This is a genomic window from Devosia lucknowensis, assembly GCF_900177655.1.
Lineage (GTDB): Bacteria > Pseudomonadota > Alphaproteobacteria > Rhizobiales > Devosiaceae > Devosia > Devosia lucknowensis.
Window position 1 is genome coordinate 1103310 of the sequence record NZ_FXWK01000002.1, and the last position, 19011, is coordinate 1122320.

General features: G+C 64.2%; 24 protein-coding genes. 8 read left to right on the forward strand and 16 right to left on the reverse strand.

Annotation, left to right across the window (positions count from 1 at the left end; genetic code table 11):
* Window positions 1-58 precede the first annotated feature (58 nt).
* Both CCK88_RS17780 and argH read right to left on the reverse strand, forming a co-directional pair.
* The gene (locus CCK88_RS17780) at window positions 59-778 is read right to left on the reverse strand and encodes a gamma-glutamylcyclotransferase (RefSeq protein WP_140049041.1); all 720 of its coding nucleotides are present in this window, start codon (window positions 776-778) and stop codon (window positions 59-61) included.
* 153 nt (window positions 779-931) lie between these two features.
* On the reverse strand, window positions 932-2380 hold the full coding sequence (gene argH, locus CCK88_RS17785; protein WP_086472031.1) for an argininosuccinate lyase: 1449 nt from the start codon (window positions 2378-2380) through the stop codon (window positions 932-934).
* Window positions 2381-2402: 22 nt separating this feature from the next.
* Here argH and CCK88_RS17790 point away from each other — a divergent pair, with 22 nt between their 5' ends.
* Entirely contained in the window at window positions 2403-3062 is a 660-nt protein-coding gene (locus CCK88_RS17790; RefSeq protein ID WP_086471880.1) for a TlpA family protein disulfide reductase, read from the forward strand.
* Here the strand turns inward: CCK88_RS17790 and CCK88_RS17795 are convergent.
* From CCK88_RS17795 to CCK88_RS17820, 6 genes are all read right to left on the reverse strand, one after another.
* Window positions 3059-3268, reverse strand: a complete 210-nt coding sequence (locus tag CCK88_RS17795; RefSeq protein WP_086471881.1) for a hypothetical protein — start codon at window positions 3266-3268, stop codon at window positions 3059-3061. The two genes, CCK88_RS17790 and CCK88_RS17795, sit on opposite strands and share 4 nt — an antisense overlap.
* Before the next feature lie 9 nt (window positions 3269-3277).
* Window positions 3278-3460 (reverse strand): putative motility protein, encoded by a 183-nt coding sequence (locus CCK88_RS17800; protein WP_086471882.1) that lies wholly within the window; start codon window positions 3458-3460, stop codon window positions 3278-3280.
* A gap of 94 nt (window positions 3461-3554) precedes the next feature.
* On the reverse strand, window positions 3555-4238 hold the full coding sequence (locus CCK88_RS17805) for a rhomboid family intramembrane serine protease (protein ID WP_086471883.1): 684 nt from the start codon (window positions 4236-4238) through the stop codon (window positions 3555-3557).
* Between the two features lie 72 nt (window positions 4239-4310).
* A complete protein-coding gene (locus CCK88_RS17810; RefSeq protein WP_086471884.1) occupies window positions 4311-4907 on the reverse strand; it encodes a cob(I)yrinic acid a,c-diamide adenosyltransferase in 597 nt (198 codons plus the stop codon).
* A gap of 5 nt (window positions 4908-4912) precedes the next feature.
* A complete protein-coding gene (locus tag CCK88_RS17815) occupies window positions 4913-5110 on the reverse strand; it encodes a twin transmembrane helix small protein (RefSeq protein ID WP_086471885.1) in 198 nt (65 codons plus the stop codon).
* A gap of 7 nt (window positions 5111-5117) precedes the next feature.
* The gene (locus CCK88_RS17820) at window positions 5118-6032 is read right to left on the reverse strand and encodes a LysR family transcriptional regulator (RefSeq protein ID WP_086471886.1); all 915 of its coding nucleotides are present in this window, start codon (window positions 6030-6032) and stop codon (window positions 5118-5120) included.
* A gap of 87 nt (window positions 6033-6119) precedes the next feature.
* Here CCK88_RS17820 and CCK88_RS17825 point away from each other — a divergent pair, with 87 nt between their 5' ends.
* Both CCK88_RS17825 and CCK88_RS17830 read left to right on the forward strand, forming a co-directional pair.
* The gene (locus CCK88_RS17825) at window positions 6120-7079 is read left to right on the forward strand and encodes an NAD-dependent epimerase/dehydratase family protein (RefSeq protein WP_170926545.1); all 960 of its coding nucleotides are present in this window, start codon (window positions 6120-6122) and stop codon (window positions 7077-7079) included.
* Between the two features lie 18 nt (window positions 7080-7097).
* Entirely contained in the window at window positions 7098-7469 is a 372-nt protein-coding gene (locus tag CCK88_RS17830; protein ID WP_086472032.1) for a DUF4260 domain-containing protein, read from the forward strand.
* A 46-nt stretch (window positions 7470-7515) separates the two neighbouring features.
* Here CCK88_RS17830 and gluQRS read toward each other — a convergent pair whose 3' ends face one another.
* Entirely contained in the window at window positions 7516-8361 is an 846-nt protein-coding gene (gluQRS, locus tag CCK88_RS17835) for a tRNA glutamyl-Q(34) synthetase GluQRS (protein WP_086471888.1), read from the reverse strand.
* A 78-nt stretch (window positions 8362-8439) separates the two neighbouring features.
* Here gluQRS and CCK88_RS17840 point away from each other — a divergent pair, with 78 nt between their 5' ends.
* The 3 genes from CCK88_RS17840 (at window position 8440) to CCK88_RS17850 (ending at window position 10402) form a co-directional block, all read left to right on the forward strand.
* Window positions 8440-9102 carry a DNA-3-methyladenine glycosylase family protein gene (locus tag CCK88_RS17840; RefSeq protein ID WP_244557579.1) on the forward strand — a complete coding sequence of 221 codons (663 nt, stop codon included), beginning with the start codon at window positions 8440-8442 and terminating at the stop codon, window positions 9100-9102.
* Complete coding sequence (locus tag CCK88_RS17845; RefSeq protein WP_086471889.1) at window positions 9099-9755, forward strand: alpha/beta hydrolase; 657 nt, start codon at window positions 9099-9101, stop codon at window positions 9753-9755. Before CCK88_RS17840 ends, CCK88_RS17845 begins: the two co-directional genes overlap by 4 nt.
* A gap of 89 nt (window positions 9756-9844) precedes the next feature.
* Window positions 9845-10402, forward strand: a complete 558-nt coding sequence (locus CCK88_RS17850) for an HNH endonuclease (RefSeq protein WP_086471890.1) — start codon at window positions 9845-9847, stop codon at window positions 10400-10402.
* On the opposite strand, the gene CCK88_RS17855 is transcribed toward CCK88_RS17850, so the two are convergent.
* Together CCK88_RS17855 and CCK88_RS17860 are read right to left on the reverse strand one after the other, a co-directional pair.
* Window positions 10399-10905 (reverse strand): disulfide bond formation protein B, encoded by a 507-nt coding sequence (locus CCK88_RS17855; protein ID WP_086472034.1) that lies wholly within the window; start codon window positions 10903-10905, stop codon window positions 10399-10401. The genes CCK88_RS17850 and CCK88_RS17855 overlap by 4 nt on opposite strands.
* A gap of 84 nt (window positions 10906-10989) precedes the next feature.
* Window positions 10990-11820 (reverse strand): DUF72 domain-containing protein, encoded by an 831-nt coding sequence (locus CCK88_RS17860; RefSeq protein ID WP_086471891.1) that lies wholly within the window; start codon window positions 11818-11820, stop codon window positions 10990-10992.
* A gap of 133 nt (window positions 11821-11953) precedes the next feature.
* On the opposite strand from CCK88_RS17860, the gene CCK88_RS17865 reads away from it, so the two are divergent.
* Both CCK88_RS17865 and CCK88_RS17870 read left to right on the forward strand, forming a co-directional pair.
* Window positions 11954-12766, forward strand: coding sequence for a thermonuclease family protein (locus tag CCK88_RS17865; RefSeq protein WP_244557580.1), 813 nt, complete (start codon window positions 11954-11956; stop codon window positions 12764-12766).
* Window positions 12763-14241 (forward strand): M48 family metalloprotease, encoded by a 1479-nt coding sequence (locus tag CCK88_RS17870; RefSeq protein ID WP_086471892.1) that lies wholly within the window; start codon window positions 12763-12765, stop codon window positions 14239-14241. Before CCK88_RS17865 ends, CCK88_RS17870 begins: the two co-directional genes overlap by 4 nt.
* Before the next feature lie 12 nt (window positions 14242-14253).
* On the opposite strand, the gene CCK88_RS17875 is transcribed toward CCK88_RS17870, so the two are convergent.
* The 5 genes from CCK88_RS17875 to CCK88_RS17895 all read right to left on the reverse strand — a co-directional run bounded on the left by CCK88_RS17875 (window position 14254) and on the right by CCK88_RS17895 (window position 18957).
* Entirely contained in the window at window positions 14254-14451 is a 198-nt protein-coding gene (locus CCK88_RS17875) for a Flp family type IVb pilin (RefSeq protein WP_086471893.1), read from the reverse strand.
* A 46-nt stretch (window positions 14452-14497) separates the two neighbouring features.
* Window positions 14498-14905 carry a (deoxy)nucleoside triphosphate pyrophosphohydrolase gene (locus tag CCK88_RS17880; protein ID WP_086471894.1) on the reverse strand — a complete coding sequence of 136 codons (408 nt, stop codon included), beginning with the start codon at window positions 14903-14905 and terminating at the stop codon, window positions 14498-14500.
* Window positions 14902-15651, reverse strand: coding sequence for a GNAT family N-acetyltransferase (locus CCK88_RS17885; RefSeq protein ID WP_170926546.1), 750 nt, complete (start codon window positions 15649-15651; stop codon window positions 14902-14904). Before CCK88_RS17885 ends, CCK88_RS17880 begins: the two co-directional genes overlap by 4 nt.
* Window position 15652: 1 nt before the next feature.
* Window positions 15653-16888 (reverse strand): bifunctional glutamate N-acetyltransferase/amino-acid acetyltransferase ArgJ, encoded by a 1236-nt coding sequence (gene argJ, locus CCK88_RS17890; protein ID WP_086471896.1) that lies wholly within the window; start codon window positions 16886-16888, stop codon window positions 15653-15655.
* Window positions 16889-16962: 74 nt separating this feature from the next.
* Entirely contained in the window at window positions 16963-18957 is a 1995-nt protein-coding gene (locus CCK88_RS17895) for a BCCT family transporter (RefSeq protein ID WP_086471897.1), read from the reverse strand.
* Window positions 18958-19011: the final 54 nt, after the last annotated feature.

Consider the following 19011-nt stretch of genomic DNA (forward strand, 5'->3'; position numbering starts at 1 on the left):
ACGTCGAAATGTTTCGCGGCAATCCGTAATTCAGTGGCGCCGAAAACAAAAGCCAGACTTATCGATCAGCCTCATAAGCCGCTTCGATGCGCTCGGCCACGAGGTGTTGCAGGCGCCAGAGGTGAGGATCGTGAATGCCCATCTCCTCCAGATGCCCCACGGTGGCGAACAGATACTCTGCCATCGACCCGCGCGACCCGCTGGCGCGGGCCAGCACGTCGGCGACCTGGTCTTCGCTGAGGCCCGAAACATAGCGGCCCGAATTGCGGTCGATGCAGAAGGTCAGTGCCGTCATCGTATGGTCGCCGCTCCGGACCTTGACCCAGCGCGGCGGGAAGGCCGAGGGGAGCCAGGCCATCTCGCGCTCGAAGAGCTTGATCAGGCTTTCCTCGACACGGTCGGGTGGCAGGCGATAGGCCACGCCCTTGCAGGCACCGCCTCTATCGAGTGCCAGCATGAGGCCGGGATTCTCGTCGCTGCCGCGCCAGCGGTTGTTCCAGCCCAGGCAAAAAGCGCGGTGCCAGCCGCGGATCGTGCCGGTCCGCATCTCGACGAAGTCGCAGGCCGGTTTCCAGATCAGCGAGCCATAGGCGAAAATCCAGATCTCGCCGGGGTCCTCGATGTCGGCCATCAACCGCGCGATGGTCGTGCGGTGATCGTCCTCGGTCGCCGCATGCATGCCTTCGGGCGGCTCGGGCATGTCCTCGGTGACGTCGAGCGGCTGCACATGGGCGACATGGCGGGCCGTGAGACGCATCTTTCGCGAGGAGTGGGCCACCGGTTTCTCCGTTTTTCCTTCTCCCCTTGCGGGAGAAGGTGGATCGCGCCCAGCGCGAGACGGTGAGGGGGTGGAGGCACAGTATACCCCTCACCGCCATTCGGCACCTTCTCCCCCAAGAGGAGAAGAAAGACCGTGTCCTATTCGCCAGTGTCAGGCAATACCACCATCGCCATGGCCGCCGGACTTTTTCTTGCTCAGCGCCCGTGGTTCGTGGGTCTCGCCGGTCAGTAAGCTCTTCCAGCGCGCCGCCTGCGCCACCACATTGGCCGGCGCCGTGCCGCCATAGGAGGCGCGCGCGGCAACCGAGGCTTCCACCGTCAACACCTTGTGGATGCGGCTGTCGATGCGGTGATCGATGAGCTTGAAGTCCTCGATGGTCAGGCCTTCGAGGCCACAGCCCTTCTGTTCGGCCAGCGACACGACCTGGCCGGTAATGTGATGCGCATCGCGGAAGGGAATGTTGAGTTCGCGCACCAGCCAGTCGGCGACGTCGGTAGCGGTCGAGAACCCAGCCGAGGCCGAGGCATGCATGCGCTCGCGATTGGGCATCATGTCCTTGACCATGCCAGTCATGGCAGCCAGCGACAGGCTCAGGGCGTCGAGCGCGTCGAAGGCGACTTCCTTGTCTTCCTGCATGTCCTTGGAATAGGCCAGCGGCAGGCCCTTCATCACCACGAGGAGGGAATTGAGCGCGCCCAGGATGCGCCCGATCTTGGCCCGCACCAGCTCGGCCGCGTCGGGATTGCGCTTTTGCGGCATGATCGAGGAGCCGGTGGTGAACTTGTCCGAGAGCTTGATGAACCCGAACTGCGCGCTCGACCAGATCACCATTTCCTCGGCAAACCGGCTGAGGTGCATGGCGCAGATCGAGGCCGCCGCCAGCGTCTCCAGGATGAAGTCGCGGTCGCTGACGGCATCGAGCGAATTGGCGGTTGGACGATCGAAGCCCAGCGCCGCTGCGGTCATGTCGCGATCGATCGGGTAGGGGGTGCCCGCCAGGGCGGCAGAGCCCAGCGGGTTTTCGTTGAGGCGCTTGCGTGCGTCCTCGAGCCGCCCGGCATCGCGGCCGAGCATTTCGACATAGGCAAGGAGGTGGTGGCCGAAAGTCACCGGCTGGGCGTTCTGCAGGTGGGTGAAGCCGGGCAGGATGGTCTCGGCCTCGTCCTCGGCGCGGGTCACCAGCGCCAGCTGCAGCCCGCGGATCTGGCCAACCAGCGTGTCGATATAGTCGCGCACATAGAGCCGGAAATCGGTGGCGACCTGGTCATTGCGGGAGCGCGCTGTATGCAGACGCCCGGCGGCATCGCCGATCTTCTCGCGCAGGCGCGACTCGACGTTCATATGGATGTCTTCGAGCGCCCGCGAGAATTTGAACTGCCCGCCCTCGATTTCGGCGAGCACCTCGTCTAGACCCGCCAGGATGGCGTCGCGATCGGTCTGCGTCAGAATGCCCGTGGCCGCGAGCATTGTGGCATGGGCCTTCGATCCGGCAATATCCTGGCGGTAGAGGCGCTGGTCGAAGCCGATGGAGGCGTTGATCTCCTCCATGATGGCATCGGGCGCTTCGGCGAACCGGCCGCCCCACATCTTGTTGCTCAGAGCCTTGTCCGACGGAGACACCATGGAAAATACCCGCTCAAAAGGTCCCCAGGCTTTGAAGTGGGCCTTGCCCGTCGCCGCAGGGGTGGTCGTTGCTGGTGGGTCTATAGCGGCATGGCTGATGCTGGGCAATGCCGGCACGGCCAATGAGTGTCCGGTCCAGCAGGTCCAGGCGCAGATCGTCGATGCGGCCGCCACCGGAGAACTGGCGGCGCTCAGCGGGACCGGCGAGGGCCGCGGCTATGCGGACATGGCGTTCAACCACGCCAGCGGCGCCCCGATGACGGTGGCCGATTTCGCCGGCAAGGCGCTGCTGGTCAATTTCTGGGCCAGCTGGTGCGTGCCGTGCCGCGAGGAAATGCCGGCGCTCGACGCCATCGCCACCGAATACAATTCGGACAAGTTCATGGTCCTGCCGATCAATCTCGATATCGGCGCGGGAGGCCTCGACAAGGCGCAGGCCTTCCTCGACGAGGGCCAGTTCCAGAACCTGCCGCTTTATGCCGACAACACCTTCGCCGCCTTCGAGCGCCTCAAGCGCGAAGCCGTGGCGATCGGCCTGCCGGCGACGCTGCTGCTCGATCCGGAAGGGTGCGAGCTCGCGGTGCTGCAGGGCCCGGCCGAATGGCACAGCAAGGACGGAAAGGCCGTCATCGACGCACTGATCGGCCTGCGGGGCTAGACCAGCAAATCAACTTCCGCGCCGTTGAGCGGCGCTTCGGCCGGCTTCGTCGTCGGCACGGGCGAGGCGGCATTCTCGGCCTGGGCCTGCATCATCTCGCCGCGCAGTCGCGCCACTTCGAGCAGATGCCCGCCTTGCGGCACGCCCTTTTCATGGACGATGCGGTTGATCATGACGGATGGGGCGATGCCAATGCCGGTGCCCATCGCCGGTCCTCAGGCCTGCTTGTCGACCAGCGTGCCCTGGCCCGGAGGCGGTGGGCTGAGCGCGGTCTGCATGAGGGAATTGACGAGTTCCATTTCCATCTCATGGCTCTTCTTGACCACGGCAATCTGCACGGCGTTCTGCGTCGTCGCCATGCGCGCGGTCAGCAGGTTGGTGGCAAGATCTGTGTTCACGACACGGGTCCGGGATGGGTGGCTATGGCCCATACTAGTTAAGCCGGGTTAACGCTTGTTTGCTCGAAAGCGACGACTTGTCGCAAACCCCCGATCAGCGGCCGCCCCAGAGCGGCACGGCGCGCCGTTTCATCAGCGGAGCGAGGACAACGCCCGCGGCAAACCCACCCAGATGCGCCCACCACGCCACGGGCTCGTCCGAGCCGATCACGACGTAGAACAGCTGCGTCGCGATCCAGAACCCCAGCATCCAGAAGGCCGGTACGGGCAGGGGGATGGGAATGACGATGCGCGCCAGAACGAATACCCGGGCATGTGGGAATAGCACGATATAGGCGCCCATGACGCCCGCAACCGCGCCAGAGGCGCCCAACAGCGGACCATTGCCTTCGAGATTGAAGCCGAGGTGCGCCAGCGCCGCCAGCACGGCGCAGGCCAGGTAGAATACGAGATATTTCGCGTGCCCCAGCGCATCCTCGATATTGTCGCCGAAGACCCACAGGAACAGCATATTGGTCAGGAGGTGCAGCCAATCGGCATGCAGGAAGGCATAGGTGACCAGGTTCGCCCAATCCGGCAGCCACGGCACGGGCTGCGGATAGAGGTCGCGCACCACGATCGGGATCATGCCGAAATTGATGGCGGCCTGGTCGAAGGCGGCCGGCGGCAACATGGCCTGCACGGCAAAGACCGCGATGGTCACCGCGATCAGTCCGTAATTGACGAAAGGAAAGGGGATGTGCCGACGCGGATTGCTGTCGTGGAGGGGCAGAAACATTATTGGTCCTTCATCGCCAGCGTGCTCTTGCTTTCGTCCTCTTCTCCCACAGGAGAAAAGGGGTGAGCGCAATCAATCCCCTTTCTTCACATCTCCATAATTGCCCGGCACCCACAGGATGTCCCTGGTGCCATTGCTGTTGGCCACGCGACCCAGCACGAACAGCAGGTCCGAGAGGCGGTTGAGGTATTTCAGCGTTTCGGGGCTGGTGTCGGGCTCGGCCTCCACCAGCGCCGCGGCCAGCCGTTCGGCGCGACGGGTCACGGTGCGGGCGATATGGAGCGCTGCGGACAGGGGCGTGCCACCGGGCAGGATGAAGCTCGTCAGCGGCGCCAGGTCGGCATTGAAATGGTCGATCTGCTTTTCCAGCCAGTCGGTCTGCACCGGACGGACCCGCAGGCTCGGATATTCGGCATCGGGGTCGTCGGCGCCGGGGGTTGCAAGATCGGAACCGACATCGAACAGGTCGTTCTGGATGCGCGCCAGCACCGTGTCGATGCGCGGCTGCGCGGTGGTCGACAGGCGGGCCTGGCCGACAAAGGCATTGGCTTCTTCCACCGTGCCATAGGCCTCGATGCGCAGGTCGTGCTTGGCGCGCCGCGGGCCGCGGACCAGGCCGGTGGTGCCGCCGTCGCCGGTGCGCGTGTAGATCTTGTTGATCTTGACCATAGCGGTCAGCCGCCGCGGCCGAACAGGAACAGGGCGCCGAGCAGCAGGACGAGCGCGATGGCCTGGCCGATGACGCGCAGGCGCATCAGCCGCTGGCTGGTATTGCCGGGGCCGCCCTTGAGCATGTTCCACAGGCCCATGCCCAGCACGATGACTACAAAGAGCAGCGCCAGGGCGATGGCGATATTGAAGAGCGTTTCCATGAGTGCCTTAACGGGGTGAGACGGGCGCAGTTGCGCCACTGATATAGGCATCGAGGCCGTCTGCCACTGCGTCATAAATGGCACGAATCCGATGCGAGGTGAACAATTCCCTGTGTGTGGTCAGCCAGACCGGCATGGGCGGCACGCCTAGCTCGACCGGCACGACCACGAGGCCCGGCGTCCGACGCGTCAGGTGCAATTGCCCGAAGCCGATACCGAGGCCCGCCTTGACCAGCTCCCACAGATGCGTCTGGTTGTCCGAGCGCAGCAGGAAATGCTCGCGGCTGAGCTCGTAGCCGAGCGCACGGGCATGAAGGATGATGGCGTCCGACCGGTCGAACCCGAGAATGTCGTGATCCCACAGGTCGTCGAGACTTCTCGGCGTGCCGCGGCGGGCGAGGTAGCTTTCATGCGCCACCGGCACCAGCGGAATATCGCCCAGGTGCCGCGTCACCAGTTCGAGCTGCGTCGGACGGAACATGCGGATGGCGATGTCGGCTTCGCGCATCAGCAGGTTCTCGGGCGAGTCCGACGGGACGATCTCGATGGCGATCCGCGGATGCAGCTGGCGCACCGTTCTGAGGATTTCCGGCAGCACATAGTTCGAAATCAAGGTGCTCGCCGTCAGGCGGACCGTGCCGCCGCTCTCGTCCTGCGCTCCGGCCGCCAGGATTGCCGCCTCCGCCAGCGAGGATTGCGCGGCGCGGACCGGTTCGTAGAGCCGCAGCGCGGTCGGGTTGGGCTTGAGACCCGTCAGGCTCCGCTCGAAGAGGCTTATCCCCAGATCGGCCTCCAGCGTCTCGATATGGCGCCCGATCGTCGGCTGGCTGAGGCCGAGGCTTCGCGCCGCGCCGGAAAGCGAACCTTCGGCGATCACCGCTGCAAAGCTGCGCCAGAGCGCCCAGTCCGGCTCCCTATTCATTTTCGAATGTCATATCCAGATTTTCATGTAATCGATATTCATCAGTGTATCGATCATCTTGGTCTCCAGCAACAGCAGGAGACTTCCATGTCAAAAGGCAAAGTGACGGTTCTGGGCAGCAACGGGCATCTCGGCAATGCCGCCATCGTGGCCTTCCGCGATGCGGGTTGGGCGGTCGCAGGGTTCGGCAGGGCCAATCGCCGGCCGGTGGCAGGCACGCGTTTCATCAAGGGCGACGCCAATGATCCAGTGGCCGTCAAGACGGCGGTCGCCGATGCCGACGTCGTGGTCCATGGCCTTCATCTGCGTTACGACCAGTGGGGCGACGGGCGGGCCGAGCAGCAGCTGCAGGTCGTGCTCGATGCATTGGCCGGCACTGGCAAGACACTGCTTTTCCCCGGGACCATCTACAATTATCGCGCCGGCGACCGCACAGTCTCGCCCGGGCTGCGCCAGAGTGGCGAAAAGCCCCGCGGCGACATTCGCATCCGGCTCGAAGACATGCTGCGCGAGGCCTCGGCAAAGCAGGGCTTCCGGGTGATCATCATCAGGGCGGGCGATTTCTACGGCGCCGGCAATCTTGGCGACTGGTTCGACGCGGGCATGCTGATGGACCTGCCCAAGGGCAAGCTCTATCACCTCGGCGCGCTGTCGCAGCGGCACAGCTGGGCCTACCTGCCCGATCTTGGGCGCGCCTTTGCCGCCGTGGCCGAGAAGCGCGGCAGTCTGGCGGCTTTCGAGAATTTCCATTTTGCCGGCCACTGGGTGTCGCATGGCCAGGTCATGGCTGCGATCCAGTCCGCCCATGGGCAAAAGCTGGCGGTTTCGCCCTTTCCCTGGTGGATCCTGCGCGCCATCGGCCTCGTCAATCCGGTGATGCGCGATCTCTTCCGCATGCGCTATCTCTGGCAGAACGAGATGGAACTGGTCGATCCGCGCCTCGACGCGCTCCTGGGAACCGGTTTTCCTACGCCTTTCGAAACGGCCGTCGCCACGTCCATGGACGATCTCAAGGCCGTGAAATCCCGTCTCCTTCAGGCCGCCTGAATGTCCAAGGATACCAAAATGCCGTCTACAGTCGTCTGGCAGCGCGTCGAAGGCGCGCTGATCTTCGTTGCCGGGCTTGCGCTCTTTGGCGTTTCCGGCTCGGGCCTTCCGTGGTGGGCAGCCCTGGCGCTGTTCTTCCTGCCCGACCTCAGCTTCGCGGCCTATTTTCTCGGTCCGAAAATCGGGGCGCGGATCTACAATTTCGTCCACGTCTATGCCCTGGGAGCAGTGCTGATGGCGCTGGGAAGTCTCCTCGACAACTCGCTCCTCGTCGGCCTCGGCGCCCTATTGCTCAGCCATTCCGGGTTCGATCGCATGTTCGGCTACGGCCTCAAGGCCGAAACCAGCTTTGAGGACACCCATCTGGGCCGCATCGGAAAGCGAGGCTAGTTCGCCCCACAACCATCGCGCCCCCCTCGGAGCGGGGCGGGAGCGATCAAAACCCCACCGCCCGCCTGACATCGTCAGGCGTCCACCCTTGGGCGCGCAAGTCCCTCAGACTTTGCGACCCCTTCGACTTCGCCAGCTTGCCACCGTCATCGCCCAGCAGCAGCCGGTGGAAATGGTAGATCGGGGTCGGGAGACCCAGAAGCATCTGCAAGAGCACATGGATGTCGGTCGCGGCCTCGAGGTCGCGGCCGCGCGTCAGATGGGTCACGCCTTGTGCCGCGTCATCGACCACGACACTGAGGTGATAGCTGGTCGGCGTGTCCTTGCGTTGCAGCACCACGTCGCCCCAGCGTTCCGGTCGGGCGTACCGGATCTGCGGCCGGTCATTGAGCGTCGGTCCGATGACCGAATAGGTCAGCATTCCCGTTCGGTCCCGCGCCTTCCCGGTATCGAGCCGGAACTGCACCGGGTCGCCGCGCTCGAGCCGCTCGATGCGCTCGGCATTGCTCAGGTGCCGGCAGGTTCCGGGATAAAGCGGCGCGCCATCAGGGTCGCTGCCTTGGGCAGCTGCAGCGATCTCAGCGCGCGAACAGAAGCACGGATAGAGCAGGTCGGCCTGGCGCAGGCGATTGGCGGCCTCGGCATAGATGTCGAAGCGTTCCGATTGCAGCAGCACCGGCTCGGCCCAGGAAAGCCCCAGCCATTCCAGGTCTTCGACAATGGCCTGGGTAAATTCGGGTTTACAGCGCTGGATGTCGATGTCTTCGATGCGCAGATAAACCGTGCCATCCAGCATTGCCGTGGCCTTCCATGTCACCAGCGCCGAAAGGGCGTGGCCCAGGTGCAGGTAGCCATTAGGGCTGGGAGCGAAGCGGAGGATGGGTCGGGACATGACCCATCATTACTGCATACCGTCCGTGTCGCGAAAGCGGGAAGCCCCTCGCGATGCCATCATTTGGAAGAGCTGACCTTGACCGAGACCGCCCCGCAGACGCCCACCATCGACACGCCCGAGGGCGTCGCCTGGCACCTCGGGCACCTTACCGGCCGCGATCCGCGGCTGCTGCCCATGCTCGAGGCCGTGGGTGCGGTGATGCCGCGTGTCAATCCCAAGGGCTTTGCCGGCATGGCCAAGGTCATCTGCGGGCAGCAGATTTCAGTGCAAAGCGCCGCGGCCATCTGGGGGCGGTTCAGTGTCATCGAGGGGGCGCTTGATCCGGCGCGCTATCTCGACCTCACGGAGGAGACCGTGCGCGGCTCGGGTTTTTCGCGCGGGAAGTTCCTGACATTGCGCGCCGTCGCGGAGGCGGTCGCGGCGGGCGAGCTTGATCTCGAGCATATCGACGCGCTGCCCGGGGAGGAGGCCGTGGCCCGGCTGGTCGCCCTCAAGGGTATCGGGCCGTGGACGGCGGAGGTGTATCTCCTGTTCTGCGCGGCGCATCCCGACATCTTTCCGGCCGGCGACCTGGCCTTGCTCAAGGCGGCCCATCACGGCCTCGGCCTTGACGCTCGCCCGACGATCAAGGAAATGATCGGTCTCGCGCGGGAGTGGTCGCCGCATCGCTCGGCCGCTGCCCTGCTGTTCTGGCGCTATTTCGCGGCGCTCAAGCAAAGGGAATCGAGCCTTTTATGACCAAGCTTTCCGGCCCCATGCTCGCGCCCGCCAACGGACAGGCCCCTGACGCAGCCGTGGTCTTGCTGCATGGCTATGGCAGCGATGGCAACGACCTCATCGCCATGGCGCCGCACTTCCAGCACCTGCTGCCCGGTGCGCTCTTCGTCTCGCCCCATGCGCCGACCCCGCTCGGCATGGGGGGCTATCAATGGTTTCCCATAGACTGGTCCGGTGATCGTCTCGCCAGCCGCCAGACCGGCGTCATCGGCGCCCGCCCCGTCATTGTCGGTTTCCTCGAAGACCTCTGGAGCCAGACCGGCATCCCGCCCGAGCGCACCATTCTCGCCGGGTTCAGCCAGGGCGCAATGATGGCGCTGCATGTGGGCCTGTCGCTGCCCGCCCAGAAAACCCTGATGGGGGTGGTCGGCATTTCCGGTGCCTTCCTCCCGCCCGAGGGTTTCGGATCCGACGCGCTCGCCCATCCGCCTGTCTGTATCGTCCATGGCGACATGGATGATGTTGTCGATCCCAACCACAGCGCAGATGCTAACAGTCTGCTAACGAATTCGGGCTTTGCGGTGGATTATCACGTCAGCCGCGGGGTTGGTCACGGCGTCGCCCCCGATGGCATGGATGCCATTGCCCGGTTCATCGAAAGCCTCGCAAAATAAGGGTCTCGCCCCCGCTTCACACGCCCGACACAAAGGGCTTAGTATAAAGGGGCTATGGACTTACGCGATTCCCGTTTCGGGAGACTCAAGTGACTATCCATGTGTCGCCTGAGGCTTGTCCCGCTCTTGTTCTGAACGCCGACTTCCGGCCGCTCAGTTACTATCCGTTGTCGCTATGGTCTTGGCAGGACGCGATAAAAGCGGTGTGCCTGGATCGCGTGAACATCGTTTCGCACTACGATACGGTCATCCATTCGCCCAGTTTCGAGATGCGGCTGCCGAGCGTCGTCTCGTTGCGCGAATACGTCAAGCCGGCCCGTCACCCGGCCTTCACCCGGTTCAACGTCTTTCTGCGCGATCGCTTCCAGTGCCAGTATTGCGGCTCGACGCATGATCTGACGTTCGATCACGTGATCCCGCGCTCCAAAGGCGGTCTTACCACCTGGGAGAACGTGGTGGCGGCCTGCGCGCCGTGCAATCTGAAAAAGGCCAACAGATTGCCCAGCGAAATCAAGATGTTCCCGCATCAGACGCCGTATGCGCCGACGGTGCACGACCTGCATAACAATGGGAGGGCGTTTCCGCCCAACCACTTGCACCAGAGCTGGCTCGACTATCTCTATTGGGATATCGAGCTCGAGCCCTAGGCTTTGTTGCGGCGATACTGGAACACGATCGCGCTCAGCAGCAGCACGACGATGGCAGCCGAGATCAGGGCGTTGTAGCCGGCCAGCGAGATACCGAGGAAACGGAACTGCACGGCTTCGCAGCTGATGACCGGTTGCAGATTGGTCAGCGAATCCAGCGAGATGCTGTCGCCCGAGCCTGTGCCCGAACAGGTCGTGGGGCCGGGCCAGAAACCCCATTCGACGCCGGAATGGTAGATGCCGAGATAGGTGCCCCAGGCGAAGAGCGCGGTCACGATGCCCATGCCTGCGTACCAGGCGGGCAGCGGCAGGCGGTTCGACAGCACCAGGATCAGCGCGAGGAGCGGCAGACCGACGTAGTAGGGCATGCGCTGCTCAAGGCAAAGCTCGCACGGGTAAAGGCCGCCCAGATATTGCGAGCCGAGGGCGCCGAGAATGGTGGCAAGTCCAAGAATGAAGGCAAGACCGGAGGCGATCTTGTCGAGGGGGCGAACGGAGGTCATGGGAAGGAAACTCAGGTGACGCTTGGTGAGCAACGGCATTAGGCCCAGCTTACGGCAAAATCCAGACGGTAAACACGTCCGTGATCAATCGCCCGGCAGCGCGATGCCCAGAGCCTTGCGCAGGGCAATGGCATTTGACGGGGCATGCAGTTTGTCCTCGTGGACGAAATAAGCGTAGACGTCCTTGCCGCCGTCACGCCAGGTGCCGATGGTGTGCGCCCAGTCGTCGATATCGGCGTCGCCATAGCCTTCTGCCCCGGGGCGCGACGGTCCCTGAAGCCGGAGGTAGGCAAAATCCGCGGTCAGGTCGCGGGAGGGGAATTCCTCGGTATCGGCGATGACGCGAGCGACGTTGTGTTGCCGGAGCAAGGCGTCGGCTTCCGCCGATTTGAAGCTTGGGTGCCGCGGCTCGATTGCGTGGCGAATGGTCTGAACGCCGGTCGGGTCGAGGAACGGCTCCTGCCGCGTTCGGTCGGCCTTGTCTGCCAGCGCCACATAGTCGTCGACGGTTTTGGGGAGAAGCTCGAGAAACGCAGCAAGACTTTGCGGGTCGAAGGCCAGGTTGGGCGGGAGCTGCCACACAAAGGGCCCTAGTCTGTCGCCAAGGGCCAAGGGTCCCGAGGCAAAGAAGTTCGCCAGGGGTTCGGCGCCGCCTTTCAAGCGCTTGATATGGGTGACGAGCTGCGGTCCCTTGACGGAAAATTGAAAGCCTTCCGTGGTCTCGCTTGCCCAACGCTGAAAGCTGGCCGGCTTTTGATTGGCGCGAAACGTCGCGTTGATTTCGATGCTGGTCAGGCGGCTCGCCGCGTAGGAGAGTTCCTTTTTCTGAACCAGTCCTTCCGGGAAAAACGTCCCGCGCCACGGCTCGTAGACCCATCCGGCAGTGCCCGTTCTGACGATTCCCGCGCGACCCATGTCATGTCCTCCCGACCTGCCGAGCTTGGCCGCATGCCGGCGGCTTGGCAATGGAAAGTCCGAGGCATGCTGGTAATCTTTTTTTGCCTCATTTGGGTGCATGGTGAACAAGTTGTTTCAAAGGGTCGACCGCGTGCGCCGCTCCACCATCGCCACCGTTACCGCCGCCATGCTGGTGGGTCTGGAGCCAGCCGCTGCGCAGGCCTGCGCGGAACTGCGCCTGGTGCCCGGTGGGGTGGTAACCCAGGTCACCGACGGCGATACCGTCGTTCTTGATTCGGGTCTGGTGGTGCGGCTGATCGGAACCCAGGCCCCGAAACTGCCGCTCGGGCGCGAAGGCTTCCCGACCTGGCCGCTGGCCCCGGAGGCGCAAAAGGCTCTCGAAGACCTGGCCCTCAACCGTCCCGTTACCCTTGGCTATGGTGGCGAGGAAGTCGATCGCTACGATCGTGCGCTGGCCCATGTCTTTGTGGCAACAGAAGAAAACACCACAGTCTGGGCTCAGCACCATATGGTCAGGCAGGGTCTGGCGCGCGTCTACTCGTTTCCCGACAATCGGCACTGCCTCGAGCAGCTGTTTGCCGCCGAAGCTACGGCGCGCACCGAACGGCTTGGCATCTGGACTGATCCCTATTACAGCGTGCGGGCGGCGGATCGACCAGCGGAAATTCTGAAGCGGATAGGCCAGTACGAACTGGTCGAAGGCCGGGTTCTTCTGGCAGACCGCAGCGGTTCGCGGGTCTTTCTCAATTTCGGCCGGCACTGGAAGGAAGACTTCACCGCCGTCATCGAGGCGCCGGCGCTGCGGATTTTTGCCGATGCGGGCTTGGATCCGCTGACATTGGATGGCGCCCTCGTGCGGGTGCGCGGCTGGGTGGACGATCGGGATGGTCCACGCATCGAAGTAACCCATCCCGAGCAGATTGAGGTTCTCGCGAGGCCATGACGGCGCGTTCAGGCAAAAAGCTATTGCGGATCGGATTGCTGGGCATCAGCCTTCTGGCGCTGTCGGCCTGTACCTCGCTGGTCGGGACAGGCGTGAACGTGGCACGCACGGGCGACAATCCCGCTCCCACGGTCATACCGGAGGGGACCGACCCGGATGATGCCGTGCTCGGCCTGCGCGAGCATCCGCGGATCGTGGCCGCCTATGGTGGCGTCTACGAGGATCGTCCCGCCGAAATCATGGTGGCGCGGATCGTCGGGCGGCTTCTCGCCGCCGCCAACCAGCCCAATGCGAAATTCCAGGTGACGATCCTCGATACGTCCGAGGTCAACGCCTTTGCCCTCCCCGGCGGCTATATCTACGTGACCCGCGGCATCCTCGCGCTGGCATCTGATACCAGCGAACTGGCCGCGGTGCTCGCGCACGAGATCGCGCACGTCACCTTGCGGCACGCACGGGCGCGGACCGACCGGACGCGTCAGACGCAAATCGTCGACCGCGTGATCACCGGCATTTTCGGCGGCGACACCTCGACCGATGCAACGGCAAACCGCACGCGCGAGCAGCTTGCCGCCTTCAGCCAGAACCAGGAACTCGATGCCGACAAGGAAGGCATCAAGTTTGCCGGAAAGGCCGGCTTTGACCCGCAGGCCGCCGCACGGTTTCTCGGCGTCATGAGCCGCTTCGCGGCCTTCTCCGCCGGCGCGGCCGCGGGCAATGAAGGTTTCCTGTCGTCGCATCCGTCGACGCCGGCGCGTATCGAGACCGCGCTGTCGACAGCGCGCAGCATGTTCGGATCGGCGCAGGCCGGCGAGTCGGACCGCGAGGCCTATCTGTCCGCCATTTCCGGCCTCAGTTTCGGCGACAGCCCGGCCCAGGGCTCCGTGGTCGGCCAGCGCTTCATCCACCCGGCCAACAAGTTCACCTTCACCGTGCCGCAGGGCTATTCCCTGCAGACCTCGCAAAGTGCGGTCGTCGGTGTCGCCGGAGACGGCGAGGCGGTGCGCTTCGACAGCGCCCAGGTGCAGCCCAACATGTCGCTGACCGACTATCTTAAGTCGGGCTGGATCGCGGGCCTCAAGGCCGAGACGGTCACGGCGGCGCAGTATAACGGCCTCGAAATGGCGTCCGGTCTCGCGCAGACGGACCAGTGGTTCTTCCGCGTCGCGGTGATGCGTCTTGACGGGGAAGTCTATCGCTTCATTTTCGCTGCCAAGAGCGACAGTGCGCGGTTCCAGCAAGGTGCCGATGCGACCATCCAGAGCTTCCGGCGCACCACGCAGGCCGACCTGTCGCAGATTCGTCAGCTCGCAATCCGACTGGTGACGGCGCGCGCGGGCGACAGCGCTGATCGCCTGGCGGCCCAGATGGCCGATATTTCGGGTGCGCGCGACCTGTTCTACATCCTCAACAACCTCTACCCCGGCGACCCTGTGGTGCCGGGACAACGTTACAAGATTGTCGGTCGCCCCTGATGCGGGATGCGGCTAGAGCCGGCCGACGGCGTTGTCCAGGGTTGCCTGGGCGCCGTCGTCGCCGCCGCTGAACAGGTTGGCCACGCCGTCGCCGAGAAGGGCGAAGGTGCCAACGAGTGCAATGGCGATGATGGTGCCCAATAGGGCATATTCGATGGCCGTCGTGCCGTTTTCATCGGCGGAAAAGCGCTGCAACATCTGCGCCAGCATGGTGGCTCCGTGCTTCCTGGCCTTCTGGCCAAACACCCGTCGTCGTCTAGAGCAGATCGCAGAGTGCCGCGATCAGCGGTTCGTCCGCGGGTGGCATGGGATAATCGCGCAGCGCTTGCGGCCTGACCCATTTGAGGGCGGCATGCTCGCGCGCTTGTGGTGTCCCCTGCCATTTGCGGCAGACGTAAAGTGGCATCAACAGATGAATGCTTTCGTAAGCGTGGCTGGCAAATGAAAGCGGGGCCAGGCAGGCTTCCTTTGTCTCGATGCCGAGCTCCTCGTCGAGCTCGCGGATCAGCGCCGCCTCCGGCGTTTCACCCGCTTCCAGCTTGCCGCCGGGAAATTCCCATAGGCCGGCCAGGGATTTGCTCTCCGGCCGCTGGGCAATGAGGACGCGCCTGTCGGCGTCGACGAGCGCGCAGGCGACCACGAGCAGCAGCGGTTTATCGGTCACTTCGGCGCTCCGGGTACGCGGTACGAGTAGTCATACTGATAGGTGTAGCCGAGGGAGGCATAGAGCGCCTTGCCCGCCTCATTGTCGGCCTGCACGTTGAGCGCCGCGAAGCGCGCGCCTTCGCCCCTGGCCCAGCTCAATCCTGATCGCATCATCGCCGCGCCCAGGCCCTGCCGCCTGCGTGCGGGCTCGGTGACCACATTGCCTGTTATGACGATACCGTCGGCGACAGCCATGATCGACGAGGCCACCGCCTCACCCTCGCGGGTCAGCACCACCCCGGTGGCCGGCACCTTGAAGGCGGCGAGCAGCTTGCCCATGGCGGCCATGGCAGCATCGTCATAGCCTTGCAGCCTCTGGGCCGCGGCCAGGAATTTCGGATCCAGCACCGGCAGGAACTGTGCCTCAGGGTCGGCTTTGTGCTCGTCCAGCTCCATGGCCAGCAACTGGCTGGGGTCGATGGCCTGCCAGCCGGATTCATCGAGCGTCGCGTTGAGTTCCGGGCTCGACAGGGGTGTGATGCGGAAGACCGGCTTGATCTTGCGGATCACCATCCAGCTGCTGGCCGAGATGACCCTGAGATCGGCATCTTCGTGGTCATCGGGACTGAAGCACTGGGTCGAATTGGCGCGTTTGGTGTAGCCGCCCGCGGCGCGGCGCACCCACTGGCCATCCCAATGTTCCTCGATACCGGGCCAGGCCTTGAGGCCGGCCCGTTCGAACGCTTCGACGCTGGGCAGGGTCACATCAGCTCCGATAGTCGCCGTTGATGGTGATGTAGCCATGCGTCAGATCGCAGGTATAGACCGTCGCCTTGCCCGCGCCGAGGCCGAGGCTGACCGTCAGCTCCAGGTCCTCGCCCTTCATGTAGGCGCTGGTCGCGGCCTCGTCGTAGCCGTGCGCGCGTTCGCCGTCCTTTGCCACCAGCAGGTCGCCGAAGCGGATGGAGAGCTTGTCGCGATCGGCCGGTTCGCCGGCCTTGCCGACGGCCATGACCACGCGGCCCCAATTGGCGTCTTCGCCGGCGATGGCGGTCTTCACGAGCGGGCTATCGGCGATGGCCTTGGCAATGCGGAAGGCGGAGGCGTCAGTGGTCGCGCCCTCGACATGCACCGAGACCTGCTTGGTCGCCCCCTCGCCGTCGCGGACGGTGAGAATGGCGAGCTCGAACAATACGTCGAACAGCGCCTGCCCGAAGATTTCGGCGCGCGGATCGTCGAGGCTGGTGATCGGGTCAACCTGTGCCTTGCCGGTGGCGAAAGCCAGGAGTGTGTCGGACGTCGAGGTGTCGCTGTCGACGGTGATCGCATTGAAGCTTTTCTGAACGTGCTTCGAGAGCAGCGCCTGCAGCACGTTGGCTGCGATCGGCATGTCGGTGACGACGAAGGACAGCATGGTCGCCATGTCAGGGGCGATCATGCCGCTGCCCTTGGCGATGCCGTTGATCTTGATCTCGACCCCGTCGATGTCCAGCACGGCGCCGGACAGCTTGGGAAAGGTGTCGGTGGTCATGATCGCCTTGGCCGGCTCGATCCAGGGCGCATCGACGAGGCGCGTTGCGGCCTCCTCGAGCTTGCCGTCGAACTTGCTCGCATCGATCAGTTCGCCGATGACGCCGGTCTGGGCGATAAAGACTTCCGAGGGCGCGCAGCCGAGCGCTTCGGCCGCCACCTTGGTGATGTAGCGAACGTTTTCGCGACCCTTCTGGCCGGTAAAGGCATTGGAATTGCCCGAATTGACCACGAGCCCGCGCGCGAGGCCGCCCGGCAGGTTTTCGCGGCAGAGCTCGACGGCGGCCGACGACGTAGCCGACGTGGTCAGCACGCCGGCAACGCTTGTGCCTTCCTCGAACGTCATCAGCAGCACGTCGGTGCGGTTCTTGTACTTGATGCCCGCTTCGGCGGTCGCAAAGCGCACGCCGTCAATGGCCGGCAGGTCCGGGTAGGTTTTCGGTGCGAGGGGGGAAACCGGATGGGCAGCCATGAGCAAGAACCTTCTGGGCGGCGAATACTGGCCTTGGTGTGCCCCAAAGGTGTGACGGACGCAAGGCGGCGTCCTTAAGTGCCCCCACCATGCTCCGGCGCCCCCTGGAGGATCTGCACTTCAGGAGTCTTGACCAGGCGAAGATAGCGTTCGAACTGCATCAGCACATCGGCGATGATCTGGTCCCGCCCCATGCCCATGATGTCGTAGCCCCGGTTGCCGCTCGAAAAATAGCTGCGCGCCTCGTAGCCCTGTTCCGGCTTGGTTGACGCACGGGGTGAGAGAACCGGAAGGGGGTGGCTTGCCAGCGCAACGCCATAGACGAAGTCGCGCACGCCTTCCGCCGGTGCTCTTAGGGCGATCGCCCCGTTCTCGCCATCCTCGACGTCTGCCTGCCGCCCGCGTGCCGAGAGTTCGCTGGCGACCTGCTTGAGGGCCGGCCGCACTTCACTTTCGATAAAGCGCTCGACCTCGGCCTTGCGCGGCGCGCGCAGCATCAGGGCGAGGCGCCGCTGCCAGGTGTCCCCGGCTGCGGGCTGCGCCGGGACCGAGCCGACACCCGCGCGATGCGCTTCAAGCTGGGCAAGGTCGGCCCGCATGCCGGCTAGAAGCGACCACATCAGAGCCAGAATGACGAGGACGAAGGGCAGGGCGCTGGCAATGGTTGCCGATTGCAACGCGCCCAGCCCACCGGCCAGCAGCAGTCCTGCGGCCACCGAGCCCGACATGGCGCACCAGAACACGCGCTGCAAGGTGGTCGTTTCCGTCTCGCCGCCGGCGGCGATGGCATCGACTACGAGCGAACCGGAATCGGCCGAGGTCACGAAGAAGATCGCCACCAGGATGACGGCCAGGGTCGAGGTGAGCATCGGGAAGGGAAGGTAGTTGAAGAATTCGAACAGGCCCACCGAAAGGTCGCGCGCAATGGCATCGCCCAGCGCTCCGGCTGCGACCGTGGTGTCGATGAAGATCGCGGTGTTGCCGAAGACGGTCATCCAGATGAAGGTGAAGCCGGCAGGGATGAACAGAACGGCGGTGATGAATTCGCGCACCGTGCGGCCACGCGAAATGCGGGCGATGAACATCCCCACGAACGGCGACCACGAAATCCACCAGGCCCAATAGAACAGCGTCCAGGCATCGATCCAGGGTGTTGGCTCATATGCGTAGATGTTGAACGTGCGCAGCACCAGGCCATCGAGATAGAGACCGATATTCTGCACCAGGTCGCGGAAGAGTTCGCCCGTCGGTCCCACGACCAGCACAAAGAGCATCAACAGGATTGCGACTGCCAGATTGAGTTCCGACAGAATGCGGACGCCCTTGTCGAGGCCGGAGACGACCGAGAGGGTGGCGGCGAAGGTGATGCCGGCGATCAACGGCAACTGGATCTGCGGCCCCACCGGGATGCCGAGCAGGTAATTGAGGCCCGAATTGATCTGGCTGACGCCGACGCCCATCGATGTCGCCAGGCCGAATACGGTTCCCCCGATGGCGAAGATGTCGACCGCGTGCCCGATCGGGCCATTGATGCGATCCTTGAGCAGTGGGTAGAGGCCCGAGCGTATCGTCAGGGGCAGGTTGTAGCGGTAGCCAAAATAGGCCAGCGACAGACCGACAATGGCGTAGATGGCCCAGGCATGAATGCCCCAGTGGAAGAAGGTGACCGCCATCGCCTCGCGTACTGCCGCCACCGAGCGAGGCTCGGCCGTGGGCGGCAGCATGTAGTGGGTCATGGGTTCGCCCACGCCGTAGAACATGAGGCCGATGCCCATGCCGGCCGCAAACAGCATAGCGATCCACGACAGGAAGCCGAAATCGGGCGTTGCGTCGTCGGGCCCCAGCTTGAGCTGCCCATAGCGGCTGATACAGATCAGCAGGACGCCGATGACAACGACGGCTACCGCGAGGAGGTAGAGCCAGCCGAAACTTTGCAGGATGCCGGCCTGCAGACCGCCAAAGATCTCGTCTGCCTGATGCGGGAATACGACTCCGACCGCAAGAAACAGACCGATGATCGCGAGGGATCCGAAGAATACGGGGCGGTTGATAACGAATGGCTTGAGCACGCTGGACCTGGTGACGCTGATAGTTCGTCACCAAAACAGGACGGTGTGGGCTCC